The sequence below is a fragment of the Streptococcus oralis genome, assembly GCF_016127915.1.
GTDB lineage: Bacteria > Bacillota > Bacilli > Lactobacillales > Streptococcaceae > Streptococcus > Streptococcus oralis_BO.
The window spans coordinates 1218745-1237785 of record NZ_CP066059.1 but is presented as its reverse complement, the minus strand read 5'-3'; the positions used below and the strand labels follow the sequence as shown (position 1 = coordinate 1237785).

General features: G+C 41.3%; 21 protein-coding genes and 1 pseudogene. 2 read left to right on the top strand and 20 right to left on the bottom strand.

Annotation, left to right across the window (positions count from 1 at the left end; genetic code table 11):
* Window position 1: 1 nt before the first annotated feature.
* From I6H78_RS05970 to I6H78_RS05880, 19 genes and pseudogenes are all read right to left on the bottom strand, one after another.
* Complete coding sequence (locus tag I6H78_RS05970) at window positions 2-1063, bottom strand: methionine ABC transporter ATP-binding protein (protein WP_198459111.1); 1062 nt, start codon at window positions 1061-1063, stop codon at window positions 2-4.
* Complete coding sequence (locus I6H78_RS05965) at window positions 1056-2429, bottom strand: M20 family metallopeptidase (RefSeq protein ID WP_198459110.1); 1374 nt, start codon at window positions 2427-2429, stop codon at window positions 1056-1058. The genes I6H78_RS05970 and I6H78_RS05965 overlap by 8 nt, the downstream gene beginning before the upstream one ends.
* Window positions 2430-2547: 118 nt before the next feature.
* Window positions 2548-3402, bottom strand: coding sequence for a MetQ/NlpA family ABC transporter substrate-binding protein (locus I6H78_RS05960; RefSeq protein ID WP_198459109.1), 855 nt, complete (start codon window positions 3400-3402; stop codon window positions 2548-2550).
* A gap of 154 nt (window positions 3403-3556) precedes the next feature.
* On the bottom strand, window positions 3557-4399 hold the full coding sequence (locus I6H78_RS05955) for an amino acid ABC transporter substrate-binding protein (RefSeq protein ID WP_000724968.1): 843 nt from the start codon (window positions 4397-4399) through the stop codon (window positions 3557-3559).
* A gap of 102 nt (window positions 4400-4501) precedes the next feature.
* A complete protein-coding gene (locus I6H78_RS05950; protein ID WP_198459108.1) occupies window positions 4502-4825 on the bottom strand; it encodes an AzlD domain-containing protein in 324 nt (107 codons plus the stop codon).
* Window positions 4815-5510 carry an AzlC family ABC transporter permease gene (locus I6H78_RS05945; RefSeq protein WP_198459107.1) on the bottom strand — a complete coding sequence of 232 codons (696 nt, stop codon included), beginning with the start codon at window positions 5508-5510 and terminating at the stop codon, window positions 4815-4817. Before I6H78_RS05945 ends, I6H78_RS05950 begins: the two co-directional genes overlap by 11 nt.
* 137 nt (window positions 5511-5647) lie before the next feature.
* A complete protein-coding gene (locus tag I6H78_RS05940; RefSeq protein ID WP_198459106.1) occupies window positions 5648-6256 on the bottom strand; it encodes a hypothetical protein in 609 nt (202 codons plus the stop codon).
* Between the two features lie 202 nt (window positions 6257-6458).
* Window positions 6459-7127 (bottom strand): CPBP family intramembrane glutamic endopeptidase, encoded by a 669-nt coding sequence (locus I6H78_RS05935; RefSeq protein ID WP_198459105.1) that lies wholly within the window; start codon window positions 7125-7127, stop codon window positions 6459-6461.
* Between the two features lie 66 nt (window positions 7128-7193).
* Window positions 7194-7406, bottom strand: coding sequence for a peptide pheromone VP1 (locus I6H78_RS05930; protein ID WP_198460232.1), 213 nt, complete (start codon window positions 7404-7406; stop codon window positions 7194-7196).
* 283 nt (window positions 7407-7689) lie between these two features.
* Window positions 7690-8553, bottom strand: a complete 864-nt coding sequence (locus tag I6H78_RS05925; RefSeq protein ID WP_198459104.1) for an XRE/MutR family transcriptional regulator — start codon at window positions 8551-8553, stop codon at window positions 7690-7692.
* 114 nt (window positions 8554-8667) lie between these two features.
* Complete coding sequence (tsaD, locus tag I6H78_RS05920) at window positions 8668-9678, bottom strand: tRNA (adenosine(37)-N6)-threonylcarbamoyltransferase complex transferase subunit TsaD (protein WP_198459103.1); 1011 nt, start codon at window positions 9676-9678, stop codon at window positions 8668-8670.
* Window positions 9668-10105 (bottom strand): ribosomal protein S18-alanine N-acetyltransferase, encoded by a 438-nt coding sequence (gene rimI / locus I6H78_RS05915; RefSeq protein ID WP_198459102.1) that lies wholly within the window; start codon window positions 10103-10105, stop codon window positions 9668-9670. The genes tsaD and rimI overlap by 11 nt, the downstream gene beginning before the upstream one ends.
* On the bottom strand, window positions 10102-10785 hold the full coding sequence (gene tsaB, locus I6H78_RS05910; protein WP_198459101.1) for a tRNA (adenosine(37)-N6)-threonylcarbamoyltransferase complex dimerization subunit type 1 TsaB: 684 nt from the start codon (window positions 10783-10785) through the stop codon (window positions 10102-10104). The genes rimI and tsaB overlap by 4 nt, the downstream gene beginning before the upstream one ends.
* 334 nt (window positions 10786-11119) lie before the next feature.
* Window positions 11120-11335 (bottom strand): hypothetical protein, encoded by a 216-nt coding sequence (locus I6H78_RS05905; protein WP_061419097.1) that lies wholly within the window; start codon window positions 11333-11335, stop codon window positions 11120-11122.
* Window positions 11336-12405: 1070 nt separating this feature from the next.
* Window positions 12406-12672, bottom strand: coding sequence for a transcriptional regulator (locus tag I6H78_RS05900; RefSeq protein ID WP_198459100.1), 267 nt, complete (start codon window positions 12670-12672; stop codon window positions 12406-12408).
* Window positions 12673-12957: 285 nt separating this feature from the next.
* Window positions 12958-13302 (bottom strand): annotated as a pseudogene (locus I6H78_RS09480) (VirB4-like conjugal transfer ATPase, CD1110 family); the annotation flags it as partial.
* Window positions 13235-13555 carry a PrgI family protein gene (locus tag I6H78_RS05890; protein WP_198459099.1) on the bottom strand — a complete coding sequence of 107 codons (321 nt, stop codon included), beginning with the start codon at window positions 13553-13555 and terminating at the stop codon, window positions 13235-13237. The pseudogene I6H78_RS09480 and the gene I6H78_RS05890, both read right to left, overlap by 68 nt.
* A 70-nt stretch (window positions 13556-13625) precedes the next feature.
* On the bottom strand, window positions 13626-14036 hold the full coding sequence (locus I6H78_RS05885; protein ID WP_198459098.1) for a hypothetical protein: 411 nt from the start codon (window positions 14034-14036) through the stop codon (window positions 13626-13628).
* Window positions 14037-14059: 23 nt separating this feature from the next.
* Entirely contained in the window at window positions 14060-14257 is a 198-nt protein-coding gene (locus I6H78_RS05880) for a hypothetical protein (RefSeq protein ID WP_232619928.1), read from the bottom strand.
* Window positions 14258-15062: 805 nt separating this feature from the next.
* On the opposite strand from I6H78_RS05880, the gene I6H78_RS05875 reads away from it, so the two are divergent.
* Together I6H78_RS05875 and rnjA are read left to right on the top strand one after the other, a co-directional pair.
* Window positions 15063-15296 carry a DNA-dependent RNA polymerase subunit epsilon gene (locus tag I6H78_RS05875; RefSeq protein ID WP_000639581.1) on the top strand — a complete coding sequence of 78 codons (234 nt, stop codon included), beginning with the start codon at window positions 15063-15065 and terminating at the stop codon, window positions 15294-15296.
* Between the two features lies 1 nt (window position 15297).
* A complete protein-coding gene (rnjA, locus tag I6H78_RS05870) occupies window positions 15298-16977 on the top strand; it encodes a ribonuclease J1 (protein WP_198459097.1) in 1680 nt (559 codons plus the stop codon).
* Between the two features lie 142 nt (window positions 16978-17119).
* Here the strand turns inward: rnjA and mnmG are convergent, their stop codons facing one another.
* Entirely contained in the window at window positions 17120-19033 is a 1914-nt protein-coding gene (gene mnmG / locus I6H78_RS05865) for a tRNA uridine-5-carboxymethylaminomethyl(34) synthesis enzyme MnmG (RefSeq protein WP_000221903.1), read from the bottom strand.
* Window positions 19034-19041 lie beyond the last annotated feature (8 nt).

Genomic DNA, 19041 nt, shown 5'->3' with positions numbered 1-19041 from the left:
TTTACTGTCCTCCCTTCAATACTTTTAACTGCACACCAGCCTGACGAATGGCTTCTTGAGCACCTACTAGCGCTGCTTTTTCCCCTGACAAGACCACAACCAATTCTCCAACAGGAGTGCCATCGAGAATTTCGATATTTCCATAGAGGATATTGGCCGTTACTTGGTAATGTTTGTACAATTCATTCAAAAGTGGCTCGTCTGTTGAAGCCCCTGCATACTTGAGTTGCACTAAAATACTGTTCTCAGATAAATGTTCTACGATTTCTTGCTTCTCAATCTTAACCATGGCTTCGTCAATACCTGTGGCAGTTGAGATAAAGTCCTGGGTCAAAGGTTGTTTAGGATCTGAGAAGATTTCAAGGACACTGCCCTCTTCAATCAAACGACCATCCTGCATGACTGCTACACGATTAGCAATGTCTTTGACAATCTGCATTTCATGCGTAATCAAGACAACTGTCAATCCTAATTTTTGGTTCAAATCTTGCAACAAGGCCAGAATCTGCTTGGTTGTCTTAGGGTCAAGAGCAGATGTTGACTCGTCTGAAATCAAAATTTTCGGATCATTTGCCAAGGCACGCGCAATAGCTACACGCTGTTTTTGCCCTCCTGATAGTTGTGAAGGGTAGTTTTCAGCACGATCAGCCAAGCCAACCAAGTCCAACAACTTAGCTACTTTGGCTTTCTTTTCTTCCTTGCTGAGTCCAGAATGTTTAAGGGCAAAGGCTACATTCTCCTCTGCTGTCTTTTGACTCATCAGATTAAAGTGCTGGAAAATCATCCCAATATCTTGACGCTTACGACGCAACTGCTCTGCTGTCAAGGTCACTCTGCCGTTAAAAATTACATCGTCGTCAATAGTAATTTTTCCTGCAGATGGTTTTTGCAAGAGGTTAATCACCCGTACAAGAGTGGATTTCCCTGCTCCAGAATATCCAACGATTCCGTAGATATCCCCTTCTTGGATGTGAATGGTCACATCCTTGACTGCTGTGATGGTTCTCTTCTTCTGGTGAAAAGTCACATCGATCTGATCTAACTTGATAATATCTCTACTCATAGCTTCTAATCAGCTCCTCTACTAATTCAATATGGGTGTAGTAATCGGCGATTCGCACGTTCTCATCTCCACCGTGGTCTCGGCTATTGGCATTTCCTAGACCGAAGGCCACCATTGGTACCTCTAGAGCGTCAAAAACCGTATGCATAGGTCCTGTCCCCGCTGTTGTCGGCAAGACTGATACCCCCTGCGGATAGAATTGCTTGGCCAACTCGATCACATTGAGAATGGCTGGTGCGCTCATATCGCTTCGATAGCTCATCTCTCCCAAGGTATAGTATAACTCTACCTTATCAAAGCCATTTTTGTCTAGCTGTTTCCGAATTTTTTCCAGAACATCATGCGGTTCTAGGCCAGGAACCAAACGAACCTCTAGCTTGGCACTAGCTTCTGCTGGCAAAATCGTTTTAACTCCTTGTCCTTGGTAGCCTGATTGAATCCCTTCGATATTAAGGGCCGGCTCGAAAAAGAACCGTTTTAGAAAGGCTGCACGATCCTCTTGTAAGAGAGGCAATTCCAAACCATAAATGCGACTAATTTCCTCAGGATTGCGTTGGGCGTAGGTATCTACCAAGGCTAGTTCTCGTTCATTTGGCTCTTGAACATTCTCGTACAGGCCTTCTACCAAAATACGTCCATCAGCAGCTCGCAGGCTACTTAAGGCCTGGATAAGGTACCACGACGCCGACTCCACAACACCACCATAACTCGAGTGGATATCCACATCAGCACTTTTTACCTTGGCATCAAAGGTCACAATTCCCTTGTTTCCACCAGAAATTTCTAACTGCTCCAAGGCATTTTTGGTCCCTTGTTCCCAAACTAACAAATCTGCCCCACGGAGTTTGTCCGCGTGTTTCTCTAAATACTTATCTAGATCCATGGAAGCAGATTCCTCTGCCCCTTCCATGATAAAGCTGATATTGATAGGCAGGTCATCATGGTGCTGCATATACTTTCTCAGAGCACTCAAACGAGCCGTGATGTGGCCCTTGTCATCATCAACCCCACGTCCATACATAAAGCCATTTCGCACAGAAAGGGTAAAAGGATCCTCTGTCCACACCTGGTCGCCATCCGCTGGCACGGTGTCATAGTGATTATAGAAGATCAAGGTCTTGGCATCCGGACGCGAGCTCTTGAAATGCGCCATGACAAAGGGAGCCGTATAAGTCTCATCAATCTCGACTTCAGCTCCTACACGCTTGAAAATCTCACCCAGATAGTTTGCGACTTCCTTGAGTCCAACCTGCTGGGCAAAAACTGATTTCTTGGAAATCAAGGTGCGCAAGACTTCAAAATAATGTTGGGCCACATGATCCTTCTCAAATTTTTCAATCTGCTCTTGTTCGCTAGGAAAAACCATTTTCTCTCTCTTTCTACTACCTACTTGTGTCCTTGGAACGACCCCAAGTGCCTCTTTAAAATCAACTCTCTATACAAAAGTAAGAGGTGGAAACTCTCTCCCACCTCCCTGTGTCTTATTACCAAACTGGTTGGTCCAAACCGTCTGATGTTTCTTCGATAACTTTTTTCACTTCATCAGTGTGGTAAGCTGCGATAATTTTCTTGATGGCATCAGCCTTAGGTGATGATTCCCAATCTTTTTTCGCAACGATGATGTTGTACCATTGTTTTGAGTTTTCATCAGCTTGTTCTTTGAAAAGTGCTTTCTTGTAGTCCAATTTTGCTTCTGTAACAAAGGTATTGTTTACAACGGCAGCATCAACTGATGACAATGAACGAGCTGTTTGGCTAGCGTCCAATTCAGTAATCTTCAAGTTCTTTGGATTTTCTGTGATGTTCGCAACTGTTGCAAGGGCAGTTCCAGAAACATCCAATTTGATCAAACCAGCTGATTGAAGCAAGTAAAGCGCACGGCTTTCATTTGTTGCATCGTTTGGTACGGCGATTTCACCCTTATCTGGGATTTCTTCCACTTTGGTGTACTTGTTTTCTTCCCCATTTTTACCTGAGTAAAGGCGGATTGGTGAGATATATGTATCTGCAATCGCTACAAGGTCTTTCCCGTTTTCTTTGTTCCAGTTGTTCAAGAAGTTGTAGTGTTGGAAAGCGTTCAAGTCTACTTCGCCATCAGCAGTTGCCTTGTTTGGTTGTGAGTAGTCTGTGAACTCTGTGAATTCCAATTTAATTCCATCTTTTTTAACCAATTCTTGGATTTTATCCCAACGTGCTTCTTCAGAACCGCTACGGTTAACTGTTGCAATTTTGACAACTGTTTCGTTATCTGCTTTCTTTTCTGAATTTCCGCAAGCTGCAAGAGTCAAACCTGCGACTGTAGCAAGCGCTGCTACACCGAGCCATTTTTTAATTTTCATGATTCTTTCTCCTTTAAAAATAATACCGTAACAGTATCTCATACTTTATTTGATTTAGCAAATTGTTATTAGATAGGCAGACATATAGTTTGAAACTATATACCCAAACATTGAGAAATCATCCGCCTTTCTCAGACTGGATGATTTCATACGACTATTTAATATCAGCTTCTGCTGGGAGATAAGTGTCTCCGAAGAACTGTTTAGACAATTTTTCAAGAGTTCCGTCTTTGTAGAGTTCTTGGATGCGTTTGTCTACAAATGATTTCAACTCATCTTGACCTTTAGCAAGAAGTGGGTAAACGTAAGGTTGTTGGTCGCTTGGAAGTTCAATGACTTTCAAGTTGTCCAAACCTTGGTTTTTGATAACTGTCTCTACACCGATTTTATCAAAAATCTTGTAGTCAAACTGACCATCGCTCAAACGTGACATGATTTGTTGGAAATCAGCCTTGGTGTAGTTAAGAACCGTTGGATTGTCTGCGTGTTGTTTGTTATAATCTTCTAGCTGTTTAGCTGATGTTGTCCCTTGAACAACCTCAGTAGACTTGCCTCCGATATCATCAAGCGACTTGATGCTAGAGTCGTCTTTTTTCACTACAAGAACGTTAGGGTTCTTAGCAGTTGGGGCTGCATAAAGGTATTTCTCAGCGCGTTCTTTGGTATAACTAATATTGTTCACAGCCATTTGGTAGCGATCGCTATCAAGGCCTGCAAAGACACCTGACCACTCTGTCTTTTCAAACTTAACATCGTATTTGTCAGAGTCTTTAAAGATAGCACGAACTACTTCAATCTCATAACCAGTCAACTCGCCATTTTCTTCGTAGTTGAATGGTTTTGGTGAAGCATTGGTTGCAACGATAATTTCTTTCTTACCAGATGCTGCTTCGCTAGTTGCAGTATCTTTCTTATCTCCGCCTGAGCAAGCTGCTAGTACACCTGCGGCAACAAGTCCTAGAGCAGCAAGAGATGAATATTTGACGATTTTTTTCATGTCATTTCCTCCAAAATAGAATACTGTACTATCTTAACAGAAAATATTTTTTTTCGCCATTATATGATATCTATCTCGGTGATAGGTTTTTTTTATGGCTGACTAAAAGACCAGACGCAAGACTGCAATCAAGACTACTCCAAAAAGAACCGTACCCACTAGATTGCGGTAGCGAAAGGCTACCCAAGCCGTTGGAAAGACTGCTGAAAAGTCCAGCCATTTGATCTGAGGAAGGCTCCCAACCTTTCCGGTCACTACGCTTGAGAGGATCAAGGCAAAGATAATGGAAACAGGCAAGAACTTCAAAAAACGCTCAACGATAGCTGGCAACCCCTTGTACTTGACCAAGATGAAAGGAATCATACGGGGAATCCAAGTCACTAGGCCTGAAAAGATAACGGCTAACAAAAGATATTTACTGACCATCTAAGACCACCCCCATGGTACAACCTAGCAAGGTCGCAAACAAAACAGCTAGCGACTGAGGCACCACTGTCAAGAGCAAAAAGAAGGACACCGCAACCACGGCTAGGATCCGCAGTAGATTCCGTACAGGAACCCGTCTTTGCATAATCTGAAATTGCGAGGTAAAAATCCCGATAAACATCCCAACAAGGGCAAAGTCTAGTCCAAAGACCTCAGGATTTGGAAGAAGCCCTCCTAAAGCTGTCCCCGCAACTGTCCCAATAAACCAGGCCATATAACTATTGAGATTGTTCCCATGCATCCACATAGGATGGACCTTGTCTGTATGGGCTAATTCGCCCATCAAAACCCCGTAGGTCTCATCTGTCAGGAGACTAGACATGCCGATATTTTGCCAGAGACTAGTATGACGGAAATAAGTTGATGCATGCAAGCTCAGCAAAAAGAGTCGCAAGTTGATCAAAAAGACCGTCATAGCAATAGCTGCCACAGGCGCTTGTACCGCAATCAGTGCCAACATGGCAAACTGGGCGCTCCCAGCATAAACAAAGAGGCTCATCAAGCCCATCTCAACAGGTGTCACATAGGGCGCGCCAATAATCCCACAAGCCAGGCCAATGCTGACATAGCCAAGGGCAGTCGGCATGGCTGCCTGTACACCTTCCCAAAATCCTTTTTCTTTCATCCTTCTCCTCATATTTTCTCCAATTGAGGCTGTTCATCATCACAGCCACAGCACGGACTATTATAACATATTCAAAGAAGAGAAAAAAGTTTCGGATTCGAAACCTATTGCCAGCAAAAAGTGCTGAAGAGGGAGTATCATGGATACATAAGAAATTGATCCACTCGGATAGTATACTTATCGGTTTCTGTGTCTGTAGCATATTTATTTTCTGTCGGATAGACATCGACCCAGAGTTCCCACTGTTGTCCCTTCAACTTGACCTTATAGCGATAACCGTCATCATAGAGGCCTACTGTCTCAGTTGTCAAGGACTGGTAATCTGGGAGTGCCTCCAGTTCTTTTTTTACAGTCTGGGATAAGTTATTGAGCAATGCTTGCTGCTCAGCTTTTGAGGTAACGGGAAAATAAGCCGCTACTGTTTCCAAGTGATGCGACTTTGAAAATGTGAATCTTACTCGACCTGTATGGCCCTTCAAAGAAATATTTTCGTAATCATAGAAAAGGCGGCCTGTTTTATAGAAATAAGGGTCTTCTGCACGCCAAGTATCGCGATAGGCCATTTCCTCTTCTTCCTCCACCTCGCTAGCCTCTCCCAATACTTCTTCAAAAGATTTAACAGGCATACCGAAAGAAAGGGATTCAAACAAGACTAGTTGCGTCTTTTTGATATTCTGGCAAGCTGACAAAAGCATGAGTAAAGCTCCAAGAGCAAGCAGACTACTGATTATTTTTGTAAATTTCATATTTCTACTATACAAAAAAGGTTAGGATTGACAAACTTTGAATTTTCTGATTACATTTTGAGATTTGTTCTCTGAATTATGAGGAAACAAAGAATTGATCAAAAACTAGTAACAGACAGTCAAAATAAAAAAGACTGAAAAAACAGTCTTATTTATAATACTTAGCTAGTCAGTTCCTTTGTTTTTATGATTGGCAGAAACTCTAAAACAACAACGGCAAAATCTGACCAATGCCATTGTAGACTATGTGCAGCCCAATAGGCCAATAAATGGACTTTGTCACTCTAAATAAGACTGCAAATATGAGACCGCCACCCATATATGAGAAAAAGTCTGTCAAAACCCAACCGTGGTTACTAATGTGCAAGATTCCAAACAAAGCAGCCGAACCGAGCACATCCAGTCCCCATTTCTTTCCTTTTTCCAGAGCGGTCATCACCAACCCACGATAAATCATCTCTTCAAAAATGGGACCTGCAATTACAGGATAGAAAAAATACATTAAAAATGCCGTAGCTCCTGTAAAAGTAGGAGCAGCATGTTGATAAGAAATTTCATTTCGAGTAGGTGGGAAAAGAAAAAAGGTAACGAAATTCCAAATAACAAAAGCAAGCAGAGCTAAAAATGAATAGACAAGATAGGATCCTTTAAACTTTCTACTGTTGATTTGTTGCCATTTTCCCGACCAAATCATGGCAATAAGAGCAAATAAAACCACAAGAAAATTCAACATCATATCCGACAGATAATAGGTAAAGTCAGATAGACCAGTAACAAGGTTGCTGCGTAAAACTAGACCACTGAACTTCTGGTCAGCAATAACTAGTAGAAAAGCCATAATAAAGTAGTGACGTGAGATTATCTTTTTCATTCTATTTTCTCCTATACTATGAAATAAAGACAGCCCCTACCCAAGAAAAGGCAAGGGCTTTGGATATTAATAACGTCGGCGGTCATAATCAGAGTCAGGTTTATCGTTAAAATATTTCTGCCAGAAATTAGTGATTGACCAAGGTGTCCCTAGGCCTCCCCAGCCTCCCCAATTTCCACCACCTGGGATATTCGCAACATTCACAAGATCTCCTCCGTAAACTGCCTCTAGCTCCACTTCTGTTAGTTCCATTGTTTCTGCAAATTGTAAATTCAACATCATTTACACTCCTTCAATTATTTCTATTTGTAAACCACTTCTGCGACCTAGGATTTGCTTCAAATGTCTTACAAGGACAGTATAACACGAAAATTGGCTTATTTTAAAAAATCGCATATTTGATATTTTTTCTTATGGAAATTTCACATTTGCGATTTTGATTGATTTGATTATTTCACTGATATAATATAGTTACCATTATGTAGGAGGACATGAAATGAAGAAACAAATCATAACATTATTGACAATCGTTGCTGATATTATTATCATTTCCCATCTTTAACTAATCGATAAGTGCTTTATATTGCCGAAAACGCAATTCAAAAAGGGCTGTTAATTGTGGATTTTCTAATACTTTCAGAGATTGGATAAAGTTTTCAATCTCTTTTTGATTGCTTCCCTTAGTTTGAAGGAAAATGCTCATCTTCTTTAAAAACTGCCACAATAGTTTCTCAAAAACATCGTATGGACGGAGCATACTCTCCAACTCGGCTTCAAAGATTGGGATATAAGAAAAAAGTTTGCGCTCCATGAGCTCTGATATGATATTCAGAAAGCCACTTTTCATATACAGCCTATTGTGTGCCAATTCTTTAAATTCCTTGGATTTTTCAAGTAAAGAGGTTGATAAAAAAATCAGGTCTTGGTTGCTCAAGAAGGGCATGGTATTGCAAAAAAGATAGAGTTCAAACCAGGTCCAAGACTCGATAGCATAGAGGTAGGTGGTCAAAAACTCACGATCCTCCTCTTCAAGTAGATAGCTTTTATCCAGAGAATGGATAGCGTTTTTAATCACAATAGCATTCAAACGACGATAAGTCTGTGCCACCTGTTCCTGCTCGACCGTCTCTAATAGTTGCTCTAAACCTGCTATATCTTGATGAGCAAAGCGATCCACAACTTTTCGACCGATTCGCATGTGTGGGGATTCTTGATAGTTGTTGAGCTTGTGCCCAAACTCATCGAAGGTCATATTTATCCCTTGGATAGCTAGGATCAACTTATCCGCAGACAGCATGGACTGCCCTAGTTCAAACTTGGATAGCTGGGATGCTGTCAGTCCAGCACAAGCCACATCTGACTGCTTGAGTTTTCTCGCCAAGCGCAATTCCTTGTAAAATTCTCCCAATTCCATTCTCTCAATCATCTGACCACCTCCTAATTTTTACATATTATATCATATTATATCATCATTTTTACAGTTTTGTCAAAATATTCTGACATTTAAGAGCGCAAAAAAAGCCAGCCTCAAGCTGACTCTTTATTCTATAGTATCAAAGGCGAGACTTGGTTTGGCATTGAGATCCAAGCCTGCAAAGTTTTCTTTGTTCCACTCGCTGACGCTGGCATAAGCAATCATTCCTGCATTGTCTCCGCAAAGTCGAAGAGGAGGAATGATGACCTTGACATCAGTGATTTCGACTGCCAAGCGTTCTCTAAGACCTTTATTAGCGGCTACACCGCCTGCTACGACTAGGGTTTTAACAGGGTATTTATCTAAAGCTTTCTTGGTTTTTACCATGAGAATATCCATGACAGCTGCTTGGAAGGAAGCACACAAATCCTCTGTAGACAAGCTTTCTCCCTTTTGCTCGGCATTGTGGTGAAGATTGATAAAGGCAGATTTCAAACCTGAAAATGAAAATTCCAGATTGTCTTCCTTGATCATGGCACGAGGGAAGTCATAAACATCCTGACCTTGATGGGCCAACTCGTCAATCTCACGACCGGCTGGATAAGTCAAGCCCATGACACGACCGACCTTGTCATAAGCCTCCCCAACTGCATCGTCTCGTGTCTCCCCAACAATCTTGTAATCGCCAGCCTCTGACACATAGACCAACTCGGTGTGTCCTCCGCTGACCAAGAGTGCCAACAAAGGAAACTCCAAAGGCTCCACACTCTGAGCTGCCATGAGATGCCCAGCCATGTGGTTGACGGGGATAAGTGGCAGACCATGCGCCCAAGCAAAGGCCTTGGCAGCTGCCAAGCCAACTAGTAGAGCTCCAACCAATCCAGGTCCATAGGTAACCGCAACAGCTGTTATGTCCTCTTCGGTAATCCCTGCTTCTGCTAGCGCCTCCTCAATACAGGCTGTAATGACCTCGACATGGTGACGACTGGCCACTTCTGGCACTACACCCCCAAAACGTTTGTGACTCTCAATTTGACTCGCAATGACATTGGACAAGAGCTGGTCGTCGTTTTTTAAGACAGCGACACTGGTCTCATCACAGGATGTTTCAAATGCTAAAATATATCTATCCTTCATCTATTTCTCTCTTCATGATAATGGCGTCCTCGACTGGGTCATGGTAGTAGGCCTTTCTCTCAGCGATGACCGCCATCTTTTCTTTCTTGTAAAATGCTTGCGCTCGGTGATTTGACTTTCTAACTTCGAGGAAAATTTCTTTGTCGGCAGGCAAAAAGTCAAACAAGACTGACGCGATTTTCTGCCCCTGATAGCTAGGCAGTACAGCAATCTGCAAGACTTCTGCTTCAAAGTTATTCTCCTGAATTGCTAGAAAACCTATCACTTCTTCCCCATCATAAGCTAGAGCATACCAAGTCTGGTCTTGAGACAGGTCTGCTTGGATTTGTTCCAACGTCCAAGGACTGACGGGATAAACATCCGTCATCACTTCGTAGATAGCTTGTGCCACATCAGGCTGCTGTTGAATTCGTTTAATCTCTATCATAGGCGTTTAATGTAAGACTCGCCCGACTCGGTGTGATTCTTGAGCCAGTTTTCCTCAGCCTCAACTCGTTTGAGGTAATTTGGCACAAAGTCGTGCAAGGAGTCTGCTTCCTTATCCCAGGCCCAAAGAGCTAGATTAGCTGCATTTGGCAAGGTTTCTTGGTAGCTGGCTTGTGGTAGTTGTTCTTGGATTTGTTCCACAAAGGCTCCAACTTCTCCGACAAAGGTTACCTGTTCAGCATCCTTGACCTGCTCTAGCACTTCCGCAAAGGACAGGTGTGCTTCTGACATGACAGGCTTGGCATTTTCATAAAATCCTGCATAGACATTGTTACGACGTGCATCCATGATAGGAACCGCCAAGCCTTCTTGTTGGCGTGGCACCAGAGCCAAGAGACTTGACATACCAACCAACTCGATGTTCAGAGTGTGAGCCAAGGTCTTAGCAGTTGCTACCGCAATTCGTAAGCCTGTGTAGCTACCTGGCCCCTGAGCAACTACGATACGATCCAAATCCGTTGGAGTCCAATCCAAACTTGCCATCAAAAAATCGATGGCAGGCATAAGGGTAATACTGTGATTTTTCTTAATATTAATCGTCGTCTCGGCAAGAACCTGCTTGTCCTCTAAAATGGCTAGAGAAAGAGCCTTGCTAGACGTATCAAAAGTTAATACTTTCATAACACATTCCTATCTTTTTGTCTGCTTACTATTATACTACAAAAGCCAGCGCATGGGAATTTTCTTTGTTTTGAAACAAAAGAGACCTGCCACTTAGACAAGCAATTCTACACAAAGAATTCAAAAAAGTTGTAGCTTTTTTGAATAGAAAAGTGAACAAGAAAATTGAAAGGTTCTTCATAGGAAGTTTAGATAATTCATATATGCTTTAACTCGATTTTCGATACGAGAGAACATCGTCATAACAATAAAGATAGCACCTAAAAATTAAAAAAGTCCATCCCATCTATCAAGACGAGGTGGATTTTCTGTATATCTAGAGGAATAATTGACTTTAAGCGTTTAAACCAAAGTAGAAAACAAGCCAGACAACATAGGTTACAAGGAGGAGAAAAATTGAATAGAGCGTCACAAAAGCAAGCTTCCAAAGGAATTTTGTTTTGCGGTGTTCCAGATGCACAAACAGGGCATTCCCCCCATAGACACAAGCTACAAAGACTATAAACATCAAGAGGCGAACCCCTACTGCAAATTCAAACAAACTAAACATTCTTAATCCTCCTTTTGGTATTGCTATTTTTATATAAACTGTTGACAATGTTGGTCTATCAATGTTAAAATGTAATTGAACACTGGTAGGAAAATCAGGTTGAGTCGTTGACTCTTCGGGTTGCAGTGCTATCCCTGAAACTTTGGTTTCTAAAGAACTGAAATTGCGATTGAACAATTCGCCCCCAGTGTTTGACGGCTCTTGACTTCGGTCAGGAGCTTTTTGATGCTTTTAAAGTTGATTTCCTCAGTAAGTTATAGTAAAGTATAAATATCGAGAGGATAACGTAGGGCGACTGGTAACAGAGCGTTCAGTTGGTTATCTTCGTTAAAAGCGTAGATGATTTTTTGATTGGCAAATCTATCTAAATAGTGTTGTGCTGACCGTTGCAAAGCATCCGCATACTTATTTAAAGTCCTTATGTCCGCATCTTCAGGGTATTTGTAGCCACCACGCAACCGATAACTTGACTTTACTGACTTGTCAATGTTAAAATATAACTGAACATTGGTAGGAAAATCAGGTTGAGCCTTTGGCTCTTCAGGCTGTGGTGCTGTCCTTGAGGGTTCGCCTTCTAAATAACCGGAATTGCGATTAAATAGTTCGCCCCCAGTGTTAGATGGCTCTTGACTTTTGTCAAGAGCTTTTTCTTTTTCGACCTAAAACAGAGACTTTTCAATATTATCCTTGAATTCTCACATATTACTCTTAGACTTTTTGAGAATACTCTTTGGCATGATTAATCTTTCCGTCAAAATTTTTATTTTTTAAATCGTTGATGTAATTCTTTTGTTCACCCTGAAAATAAGTCAATAGAGGTTCTTTATTGTCCCTAAGTTGAAGTGTTTCCAAGGCAGAGTAATAACATTTCTTATTCAAAACATCTATAATGAAAGGAACAATTCCTTCTTTTAGACACTCCGATTCTTTTTACTGGCAAGCATAGCAAGATGGTACCACCTTGCTGTTTTTAAAAGATTTATCCTGCCCCCCAATATTTATAATTTGATATTTGGGAGCAGGTAAATCTTTTAAATTTATTTTTGGGTATCCCCAAACCCCTAACTAAACTACTTAGTAAACTTCTTTACACTTTCAATAATTTCATTTTTAATATTTTGATATTCTTCTTCTGAAATACCTTCAAGAAAAGTAATTGTTTCTTTATATTCATTATATAAACCTTCATCAATTTCTTTTAGTTCATCAGCATATTCATCTAAAATTGAAATAGCTTTTCTCTTTTTGGATTCAATGAAAACTTCGTTTCTTGAATATGTTTCATTCTGATAATAGAATAGATTTAATAACAATGTTGTTTCAACTGTTTCATTCATTTTTTATTCCTCCGTTTGTTTTTTTTCTTGATATAAATCCATCAGATAATTGAGCGACAATATCATTTATAGATTCGCTTCTTTGTCGCTTGATAGTTCTTTTTTTGGAGATTGACTTCTCTCTTCTGATTGTATCACTTTTTCAGATTTTAATCTATCAATTTTTTCTTCAAAAGCATTTTTTGTAATTTCTTTTGATTTGTATTTTTCAAGTACGGAATCTATTTTTGCAATAAGGATATCTGATTCTTCTTGAATGACATTCATTTGTTCTTCAAGGTCTTTCAATCCTTTGTATTCCCTACGGAAATCATCAAAGCCATCTCCAACTTCATCATATTTGATCTGTTCAACAACATTTTCTTCAATTCTTCTGTTAATAACTAAAAGCTGATAGGTAGATCCAGCATCAAGTGAATTCAATGCTTCAGCATGCGTATCAATCACATCAATTTTTTCTTCCTGATTTGCAGAAATATAAGCCACATCACCTAATTTGTAAGTTCTTGACCATTCATTTTTAGCAATATGCATTAATCCATTTTCAAACAAACTATTATACTTAATCGTATTTTGTGTTGATGCTTTCATTGAACGTTTTAAACATGCTTTTCGCTCTTTTCTGCACTTTTAAATTAAACAGTATCTTTTCCTTCACAGCCTCATCAAACCCCAAACCGTATATAATAAACGGGGGAGCAATTAATAAAGCAACAAGATACATAAAAATATCTGAAAGTTCCATTAGAGAAATTGAGATTGTTAGCGATACGACAACACTTATCCCTATCATCATTACCAATAACCGTTTTGTCAAACCAAATGCAATCGGTCTTTCGTAATTATCGAATTCTTTCAAAAATTCACTTCCTAATTTATTCATATTTTTTCTTCCTAGCTATAATAAAAACACTTTGATAACAAAGTGTTTGTTCAACATATAAAAATTCAATCTAATTTTTAATTTCTGAAATTGTAACAAAAATCGAAGCTATTAAACCTAGCCCCATAATAATTAAAACAATAGTACCATTAAATGGCCTGATACCAAGTGCTGTATGATTTAAAATAACTGTATCATATACAACATATACAATAAACCAAAAAATTGCAAATAAAATTGTCAATTTAAACCAATTAAGTAATATGGACATTAAAAATAACGGTGTTGCAATTAAAAATCCCACTATTAATACGACTATTGAACCTAGAAAATCAAATATTGTTTTTAAACTTGATAACTTAAAAGTAAATCTCTGTTTTTTAGGAGTCATTTCTTCTATATCGTTGCATTTTTCATTGATTGGAATTGATAACTTAAAATGATTTCCTTCTCTTCTAAACGAATATTTTTTTTCTGACATTTTACACTCTCCTACAAAATTTTTTAAGTTGATTCTTTATATACTTTATCAAAAATAGCGTCCCAGGATAGTTCTCTAATCAAGTTGTTTACTTTGCTCTTACCTGCATTATTCTTAATGGCATCACCAATTTCTTGCACGTCTAGCCCTACAACTTCAGCCATCCATAATTTGAGTTGGAAACTCGGATATTTACGAAACTTTGTTCTCCATTTTAACATTGGCTCTTGACTTCGGTCAAGGGCTTTTTGATGCTTTTAAAGTTGATTCCCTCAGTAAGCTATAGTAAAATATAAATATTGAGAGGATAACGTAGGGCGACTGGTAACAGAGCGTTCAAAGGTACCAACTTCTGGTACGGGTGTGGGACTGCCCTCAGCTTTGAGCTGTAAAGACCCCTGACTACCATTGGTCCTCTCTTTTTGCTTACTCTTAAATTAAGTGCTTGTCTTTACCTTTTAGTAAGCGCTCCACTCCATGCTATTTCTACATCGTTATACTTATAGATTGACTTCTTAGCCTCATAGATGATAGAATTAAGTAAAGGCTGAGATCGAGTTTGATTTGGTGACAAGTCATTCAAAGGTTGCGATGCATTCGCTTCAGGTAGAGGTGCTGCCATCTGGACTGCTCCAGGAAAATCCCCGAGTTTTGTCTCAGCCTTTTTATTTGCTCTTGAGATTTCTCAAGAGCTTTTTCTTTTTTCAAAGATATCATTCTGCCCCAACCATCTACACCAACGATTAATGAAACTAGAACTGTATTCTTCCTCAAACCTACTATCTCTTTAGATTCCCCCTTTAATTATAACACCTAAGCGCTCTCCGACCAAATCCTACCTGTCTTTTTGCTCCTCCTTCCCCTCCCGACTTTCTCCATTTCCGTCTTTTACTAATTTTTCATTTTGTGGTATAATTGAAATAATTGTAACGAATCAAGGTCAATCTAGACACAAAATGGAATGAAATCAAGCAAATCTCTGCTAAAAGTTTGGAATAAGCTGACCTGTAAATAGAAAGGAACTATATGATTTACAAAGTTTTTTATCAAGAAACAAAAGAACGTAGCCCACGTCGTGAAACAACACGCTCACTTTACCTAGACATCGATGCCAACTCAGAACTTGAGGGCCGTATCGCTGCTCGCCAACTTGTCGAAGAAAACCGCCCAGAGTACAACATCGAATTCATCGAACTCTTGTCTGACAAATTGCTAGATTACGAAAAAGAAACTGGCGCTTTCGAGATTACGGAGTTCTAATATGGCCTACACTCTTAAACCTGAAGAAGTCGGCGTTTTTGCCATCGGTGGTCTGGGAGAAATCGGGAAAAACACATACGGAATTGAATACCAAGACGAGATTATTATCGTTGATGCTGGGATTAAATTCCCGGAAGATGACTTGCTGGGTATCGACTATGTCATTCCTGATTACTCTTACATGGTGGACAATATCGACCGCGTCAAGGCCGTTTTGATTACACACGGACACGAGGACCACATCGGTGGGATTCCTTTCCTGCTCAAGCAAGCAAATGTCCCTATCTACGCTGGACCACTTGCCTTGGCTTTGATCCGTGGAAAACTCGAAGAACACGGTCTCTTGCGCAACGCCAAACTTTACGAAATCAACCACAACACTGAGTTGACCTTTAAAAATCTTAAGGCAACTTTCTTTAGAACCACTCACTCTATTCCAGAACCTTTGGGGATTGTCATTCATACTCCTCAAGGGAAAATCGTCTGTACGGGTGACTTTAAGTTTGACTTTACTCCCGTTGGGGAACCTGCGGACTTGCACCGGATGGCAGCCCTTGGTGAAGAAGGCGTACTCTGCCTCCTCTCTGACTCGACAAATGCAGAAGTGCCAACCTTTACCAACTCTGAAAAAGTCGTTGGTCAGTCCATCATGAAGATCATCCAAGGCATCGAAGGACGTATCATCTTTGCATCCTTTGCCTCAAATATCTTCCGTCTCCAGCAAGCAACGGATGCTGCAGTTAAGACTGGACGCAAGATTGCGGTCTTTGGACGTTCGATGGAAAAGGCCATTGTCAATGGGATCGAGCTTGGCTACATCAAAGCTCCTAAGGGAACCTTTATCGAGCCAAATGAAATCAAAGACTACCCTGCAGGCGAGGTTCTGATCCTCTGTACAGGTAGTCAAGGCGAGCCGATGGCTGCCCTCTCTCGTATCGCTAACGGAACCCACCGTCAGGTGCAACTCCAACCCGGCGATACCGTTATCTTCTCTTCAAGTCCTATCCCTGGAAATACCACTAGCGTCAACAAGCTGATTAACATTATCTCAGAAGCTGGTGTCGAAGTCATCCACGGAAAGATTAACAATATCCACACCTCTGGACACGGTGGTCAGCAAGAGCAAAAACTCATGCTCCGTTTGATCAAACCCAAATACTTCATGCCTGTCCATGGTGAATACCGCATGCAGAAAGTCCATGCTGGACTAGCGGTGGATACGGGTGTCGAGAAGGACAATATCTTTATCATGAGTAATGGTGATGTGCTTGCTCTTACTGCTAACTCAGCCCGTATCGCAGGTCACTTCAATGCCCAAGACATCTATGTTGATGGAAATCGTATCGGTGAAATCGGTGCGGCTGTCCTCAAAGATCGTCGTGATCTATCTGAAGATGGTGTCGTTCTAGCAGTCGCAACTGTTGACTTCAAGTCTAAAATGATCTTGTCTGGGCCTGACATCCTCAGCCGAGGCTTTGTCTACATGAGAGAATCTGGAGACTTGATTCGTCAAAGCCAGCGCATCCTCTTCAATGCCATTCGTATCGCATTGAAAAACAAGGATGCTAGCGTGCAATCTGTCAATGGTGCCATTGTCAACGCCATTCGTCCTTTCCTCTATGAAAATACAGAACGTGAACCGATTATCATCCCTATGATCCTCACACCAGATGAAGAATAATACTCTTCGAAAATCAAATTCAAACCACGTCAGCTTCGCCTTGTCGTACTCAAGTACAGCCTTCGGCTATCTTCCTAGTTTGCTCTTTGATTTTCATTGAGTACAAGTCAACAAAACAGCCCCGTCTTCGGAGCTGTTTTTTCTATGCTTTCTTTTCTTGATTTTTAGAAATACTGCGATTCTTACCTTCCAGATACACCATCAAAATAGAAATATCTGCTGGGTTAACTCCCGAAATACGGCTGGCTTGGCCGATCGTTTCTGGATTGATAAGTTTGAACTTCTGACGGGCTTCTGTTGCAATGGAGTCAATATCATCCCAGTCGATATTGGCTGGAATGCGTTTTTCTTCCATGCGTTTCATCTTGGCAACCTGATCCATGGCTTTGGAAATGTAGCCTTCGTACTTGATTTCTGTTTCAATCAATTCGATAATCTTGTCATCCAAGTCCTCTGCTGCAGGTCCGATGAAAGCCACCACATCCTGATAAGAAACTTCTGGACGGCGAAGGAATTCTTTGGCTGTCACCGCATCTGTCAACGGCTTGAAGCCCATTTCCTCAACCTTAGCATTGGTTTCTTTGACCGGCTTGAGTTTGATACTGTCTAGGCGCTTCATCTCATTGTCAAATTGATTTTTCTTGATTTCAAAGCGGGCCCAACGTTCATCATCCACAAGTCCAATCTCGCGTCCCATCTCTGTCAAACGCATATCGGCATTGTCATGACGGAGGATGAGACGGTATTCAGCACGACTGGTCAAGAGACGATAGGGTTCAATAGTTCCCTTGGTCACCAAGTCATCAATCATGACCCCAATATAACCGTCACTGCGCTTCAAAATCAACTCTGGCTTGCCTTGGATTTTTAGAGCTGCATTGATACCAGCGATAATCCCTTGGCCAGCAGCTTCTTCGTAACCTGACGTTCCATTTGTCTGACCAGCAGTAAAGAGTCCTGAGATTTTCTTGGTTTCCAGAGTCGCACGCAACTGGTGTGGCAAGACCATGTCGTACTCAATGGCATAACCAGTACGCATCATTTCAGCATTTTCCAAACCTTTGATGGAATGAACCAAATCACGTTGGACATCCTCAGGTAGACTGGTTGAAAGACCCTGAACATAGACTTCCTCTGTATTGCGCCCTTCTGGCTCAAGGAAGAGTTGGTGACGTTCCTTGTCCGCAAAGCGAACAATCTTGTCCTCAATCGACGGACAGTAACGAGGTCCCACTCCCTTGACCACACCTGTAAACATAGGCGCACGATGGAGGTTATTTTGGATAATTTCATGACTGGTACCATTGGTATAGGTCAACCAGCATGGCACTTGATCCTTGACATAGTCCTCATCACGTGAAGTATATGAGAAGTGATTTGGCGCTTCGTCCCCTGGCTGAATCTCTGTCACGTCGTAATTGATAGAAGAAGCCTTGACACGTGGAGGTGTTCCTGTCTTGAAACGACCAATTTCAAGGCCCAGCTCCTTGAGGTTGTCAGCTAGGTTAATCGAAGCCAGACTGTGGTTAGGGCCAGACGAGTACTTGAGGTCTCCAATGATGATTTCTCCACGGAGTGCAGTCCCTGTCGTCACGATAACAGCCTTGGCAGCATACTCTTGATGGGTCGCTGTACGAACACCGACAACCTTGCCATCTTCCACCAAAATCTCATCAATCATGGTTTGACGAAGGGTCAGATTCTCTTGATTTTCAACTGTCTTGCGCATTTCCTTAGAGTAAAGCTCCTTGTCAGCTTGCGCACGAAGGGCACGAACAGCTGGGCCTTTCCCGGTGTTGAGCATCTTCATCTGGATGTAGGTCTTGTCAATGGTTTTAGCCATTTCACCACCGAGGGCATCTACCTCACGCACAACAATCCCTTTGGCAGAACCACCGATAGAAGGGTTACAAGGCATAAAAGCCAGCATTTCAATGTTGATGGTCGCAAGCAAGACCTTGCAGCCCATACGGCTGGCAGCCAAGGAAGCCTCAACCCCAGCGTGTCCCGCACCGATTACAATAATATCGTATTCTTCCGTAAAATTATAAGTCATTTTCTCTC

Excerpts from the sequence above, each read along its gene's own strand:
- I6H78_RS05890 (WP_198459099.1), bottom strand. The coding sequence starts at position 13,555 with ATGAATAAATTAGGAAGTGAATTTTTGAAAGAATTCGATAATTACGAA.
- tsaB (WP_198459101.1), bottom strand. The coding sequence starts at position 10,785 with ATGAAAGTATTAACTTTTGATACGTCTAGCAAGGCTCTTTCTCTAGCC.
- I6H78_RS05925 (WP_198459104.1), bottom strand. The coding sequence starts at position 8,553 with ATGATTGAGAGAATGGAATTGGGAGAATTTTACAAGGAATTGCGCTTG.
- I6H78_RS05955 (WP_000724968.1), bottom strand. The coding sequence starts at position 4,399 with ATGAAAAAAATCGTCAAATATTCATCTCTTGCTGCTCTAGGACTTGTT.
- I6H78_RS05880 (WP_232619928.1), bottom strand. The coding sequence starts at position 14,257 with ATGTTAAAATGGAGAACAAAGTTTCGTAAATATCCGAGTTTCCAACTC.
- I6H78_RS05965 (WP_198459110.1), bottom strand. The coding sequence starts at position 2,429 with ATGGTTTTTCCTAGCGAACAAGAGCAGATTGAAAAATTTGAGAAGGAT.
- I6H78_RS05875 (WP_000639581.1), top strand. The coding sequence starts at position 15,063 with ATGATTTACAAAGTTTTTTATCAAGAAACAAAAGAACGTAGCCCACGT.
- I6H78_RS05900 (WP_198459100.1), bottom strand. The coding sequence starts at position 12,672 with ATGAATGAAACAGTTGAAACAACATTGTTATTAAATCTATTCTATTAT.
- I6H78_RS05930 (WP_198460232.1), bottom strand. The coding sequence starts at position 7,406 with ATGTTGAATTTACAATTTGCAGAAACAATGGAACTAACAGAAGTGGAG.
- I6H78_RS05950 (WP_198459108.1), bottom strand. The coding sequence starts at position 4,825 with ATGGTCAGTAAATATCTTTTGTTAGCCGTTATCTTTTCAGGCCTAGTG.
- I6H78_RS05945 (WP_198459107.1), bottom strand. The coding sequence starts at position 5,510 with ATGAAAGAAAAAGGATTTTGGGAAGGTGTACAGGCAGCCATGCCGACT.
- I6H78_RS05885 (WP_198459098.1), bottom strand. The coding sequence starts at position 14,036 with ATGTCAGAAAAAAAATATTCGTTTAGAAGAGAAGGAAATCATTTTAAG.
- I6H78_RS05940 (WP_198459106.1), bottom strand. The coding sequence starts at position 6,256 with ATGAAATTTACAAAAATAATCAGTAGTCTGCTTGCTCTTGGAGCTTTA.
- I6H78_RS05905 (WP_061419097.1), bottom strand. The coding sequence starts at position 11,335 with ATGTTTAGTTTGTTTGAATTTGCAGTAGGGGTTCGCCTCTTGATGTTT.
- mnmG (WP_000221903.1), bottom strand. The coding sequence starts at position 19,033 with ATGACTTATAATTTTACGGAAGAATACGATATTATTGTAATCGGTGCG.
- I6H78_RS05970 (WP_198459111.1), bottom strand. The coding sequence starts at position 1,063 with ATGAGTAGAGATATTATCAAGTTAGATCAGATCGATGTGACTTTTCAC.
- I6H78_RS05935 (WP_198459105.1), bottom strand. The coding sequence starts at position 7,127 with ATGAAAAAGATAATCTCACGTCACTACTTTATTATGGCTTTTCTACTA.
- tsaD (WP_198459103.1), bottom strand. The coding sequence starts at position 9,678 with ATGAAGGATAGATATATTTTAGCATTTGAAACATCCTGTGATGAGACC.
- I6H78_RS05960 (WP_198459109.1), bottom strand. The coding sequence starts at position 3,402 with ATGAAAATTAAAAAATGGCTCGGTGTAGCAGCGCTTGCTACAGTCGCA.
- rimI (WP_198459102.1), bottom strand. The coding sequence starts at position 10,105 with ATGATAGAGATTAAACGAATTCAACAGCAGCCTGATGTGGCACAAGCT.
- rnjA (WP_198459097.1), top strand. The coding sequence starts at position 15,298 with ATGGCCTACACTCTTAAACCTGAAGAAGTCGGCGTTTTTGCCATCGGT.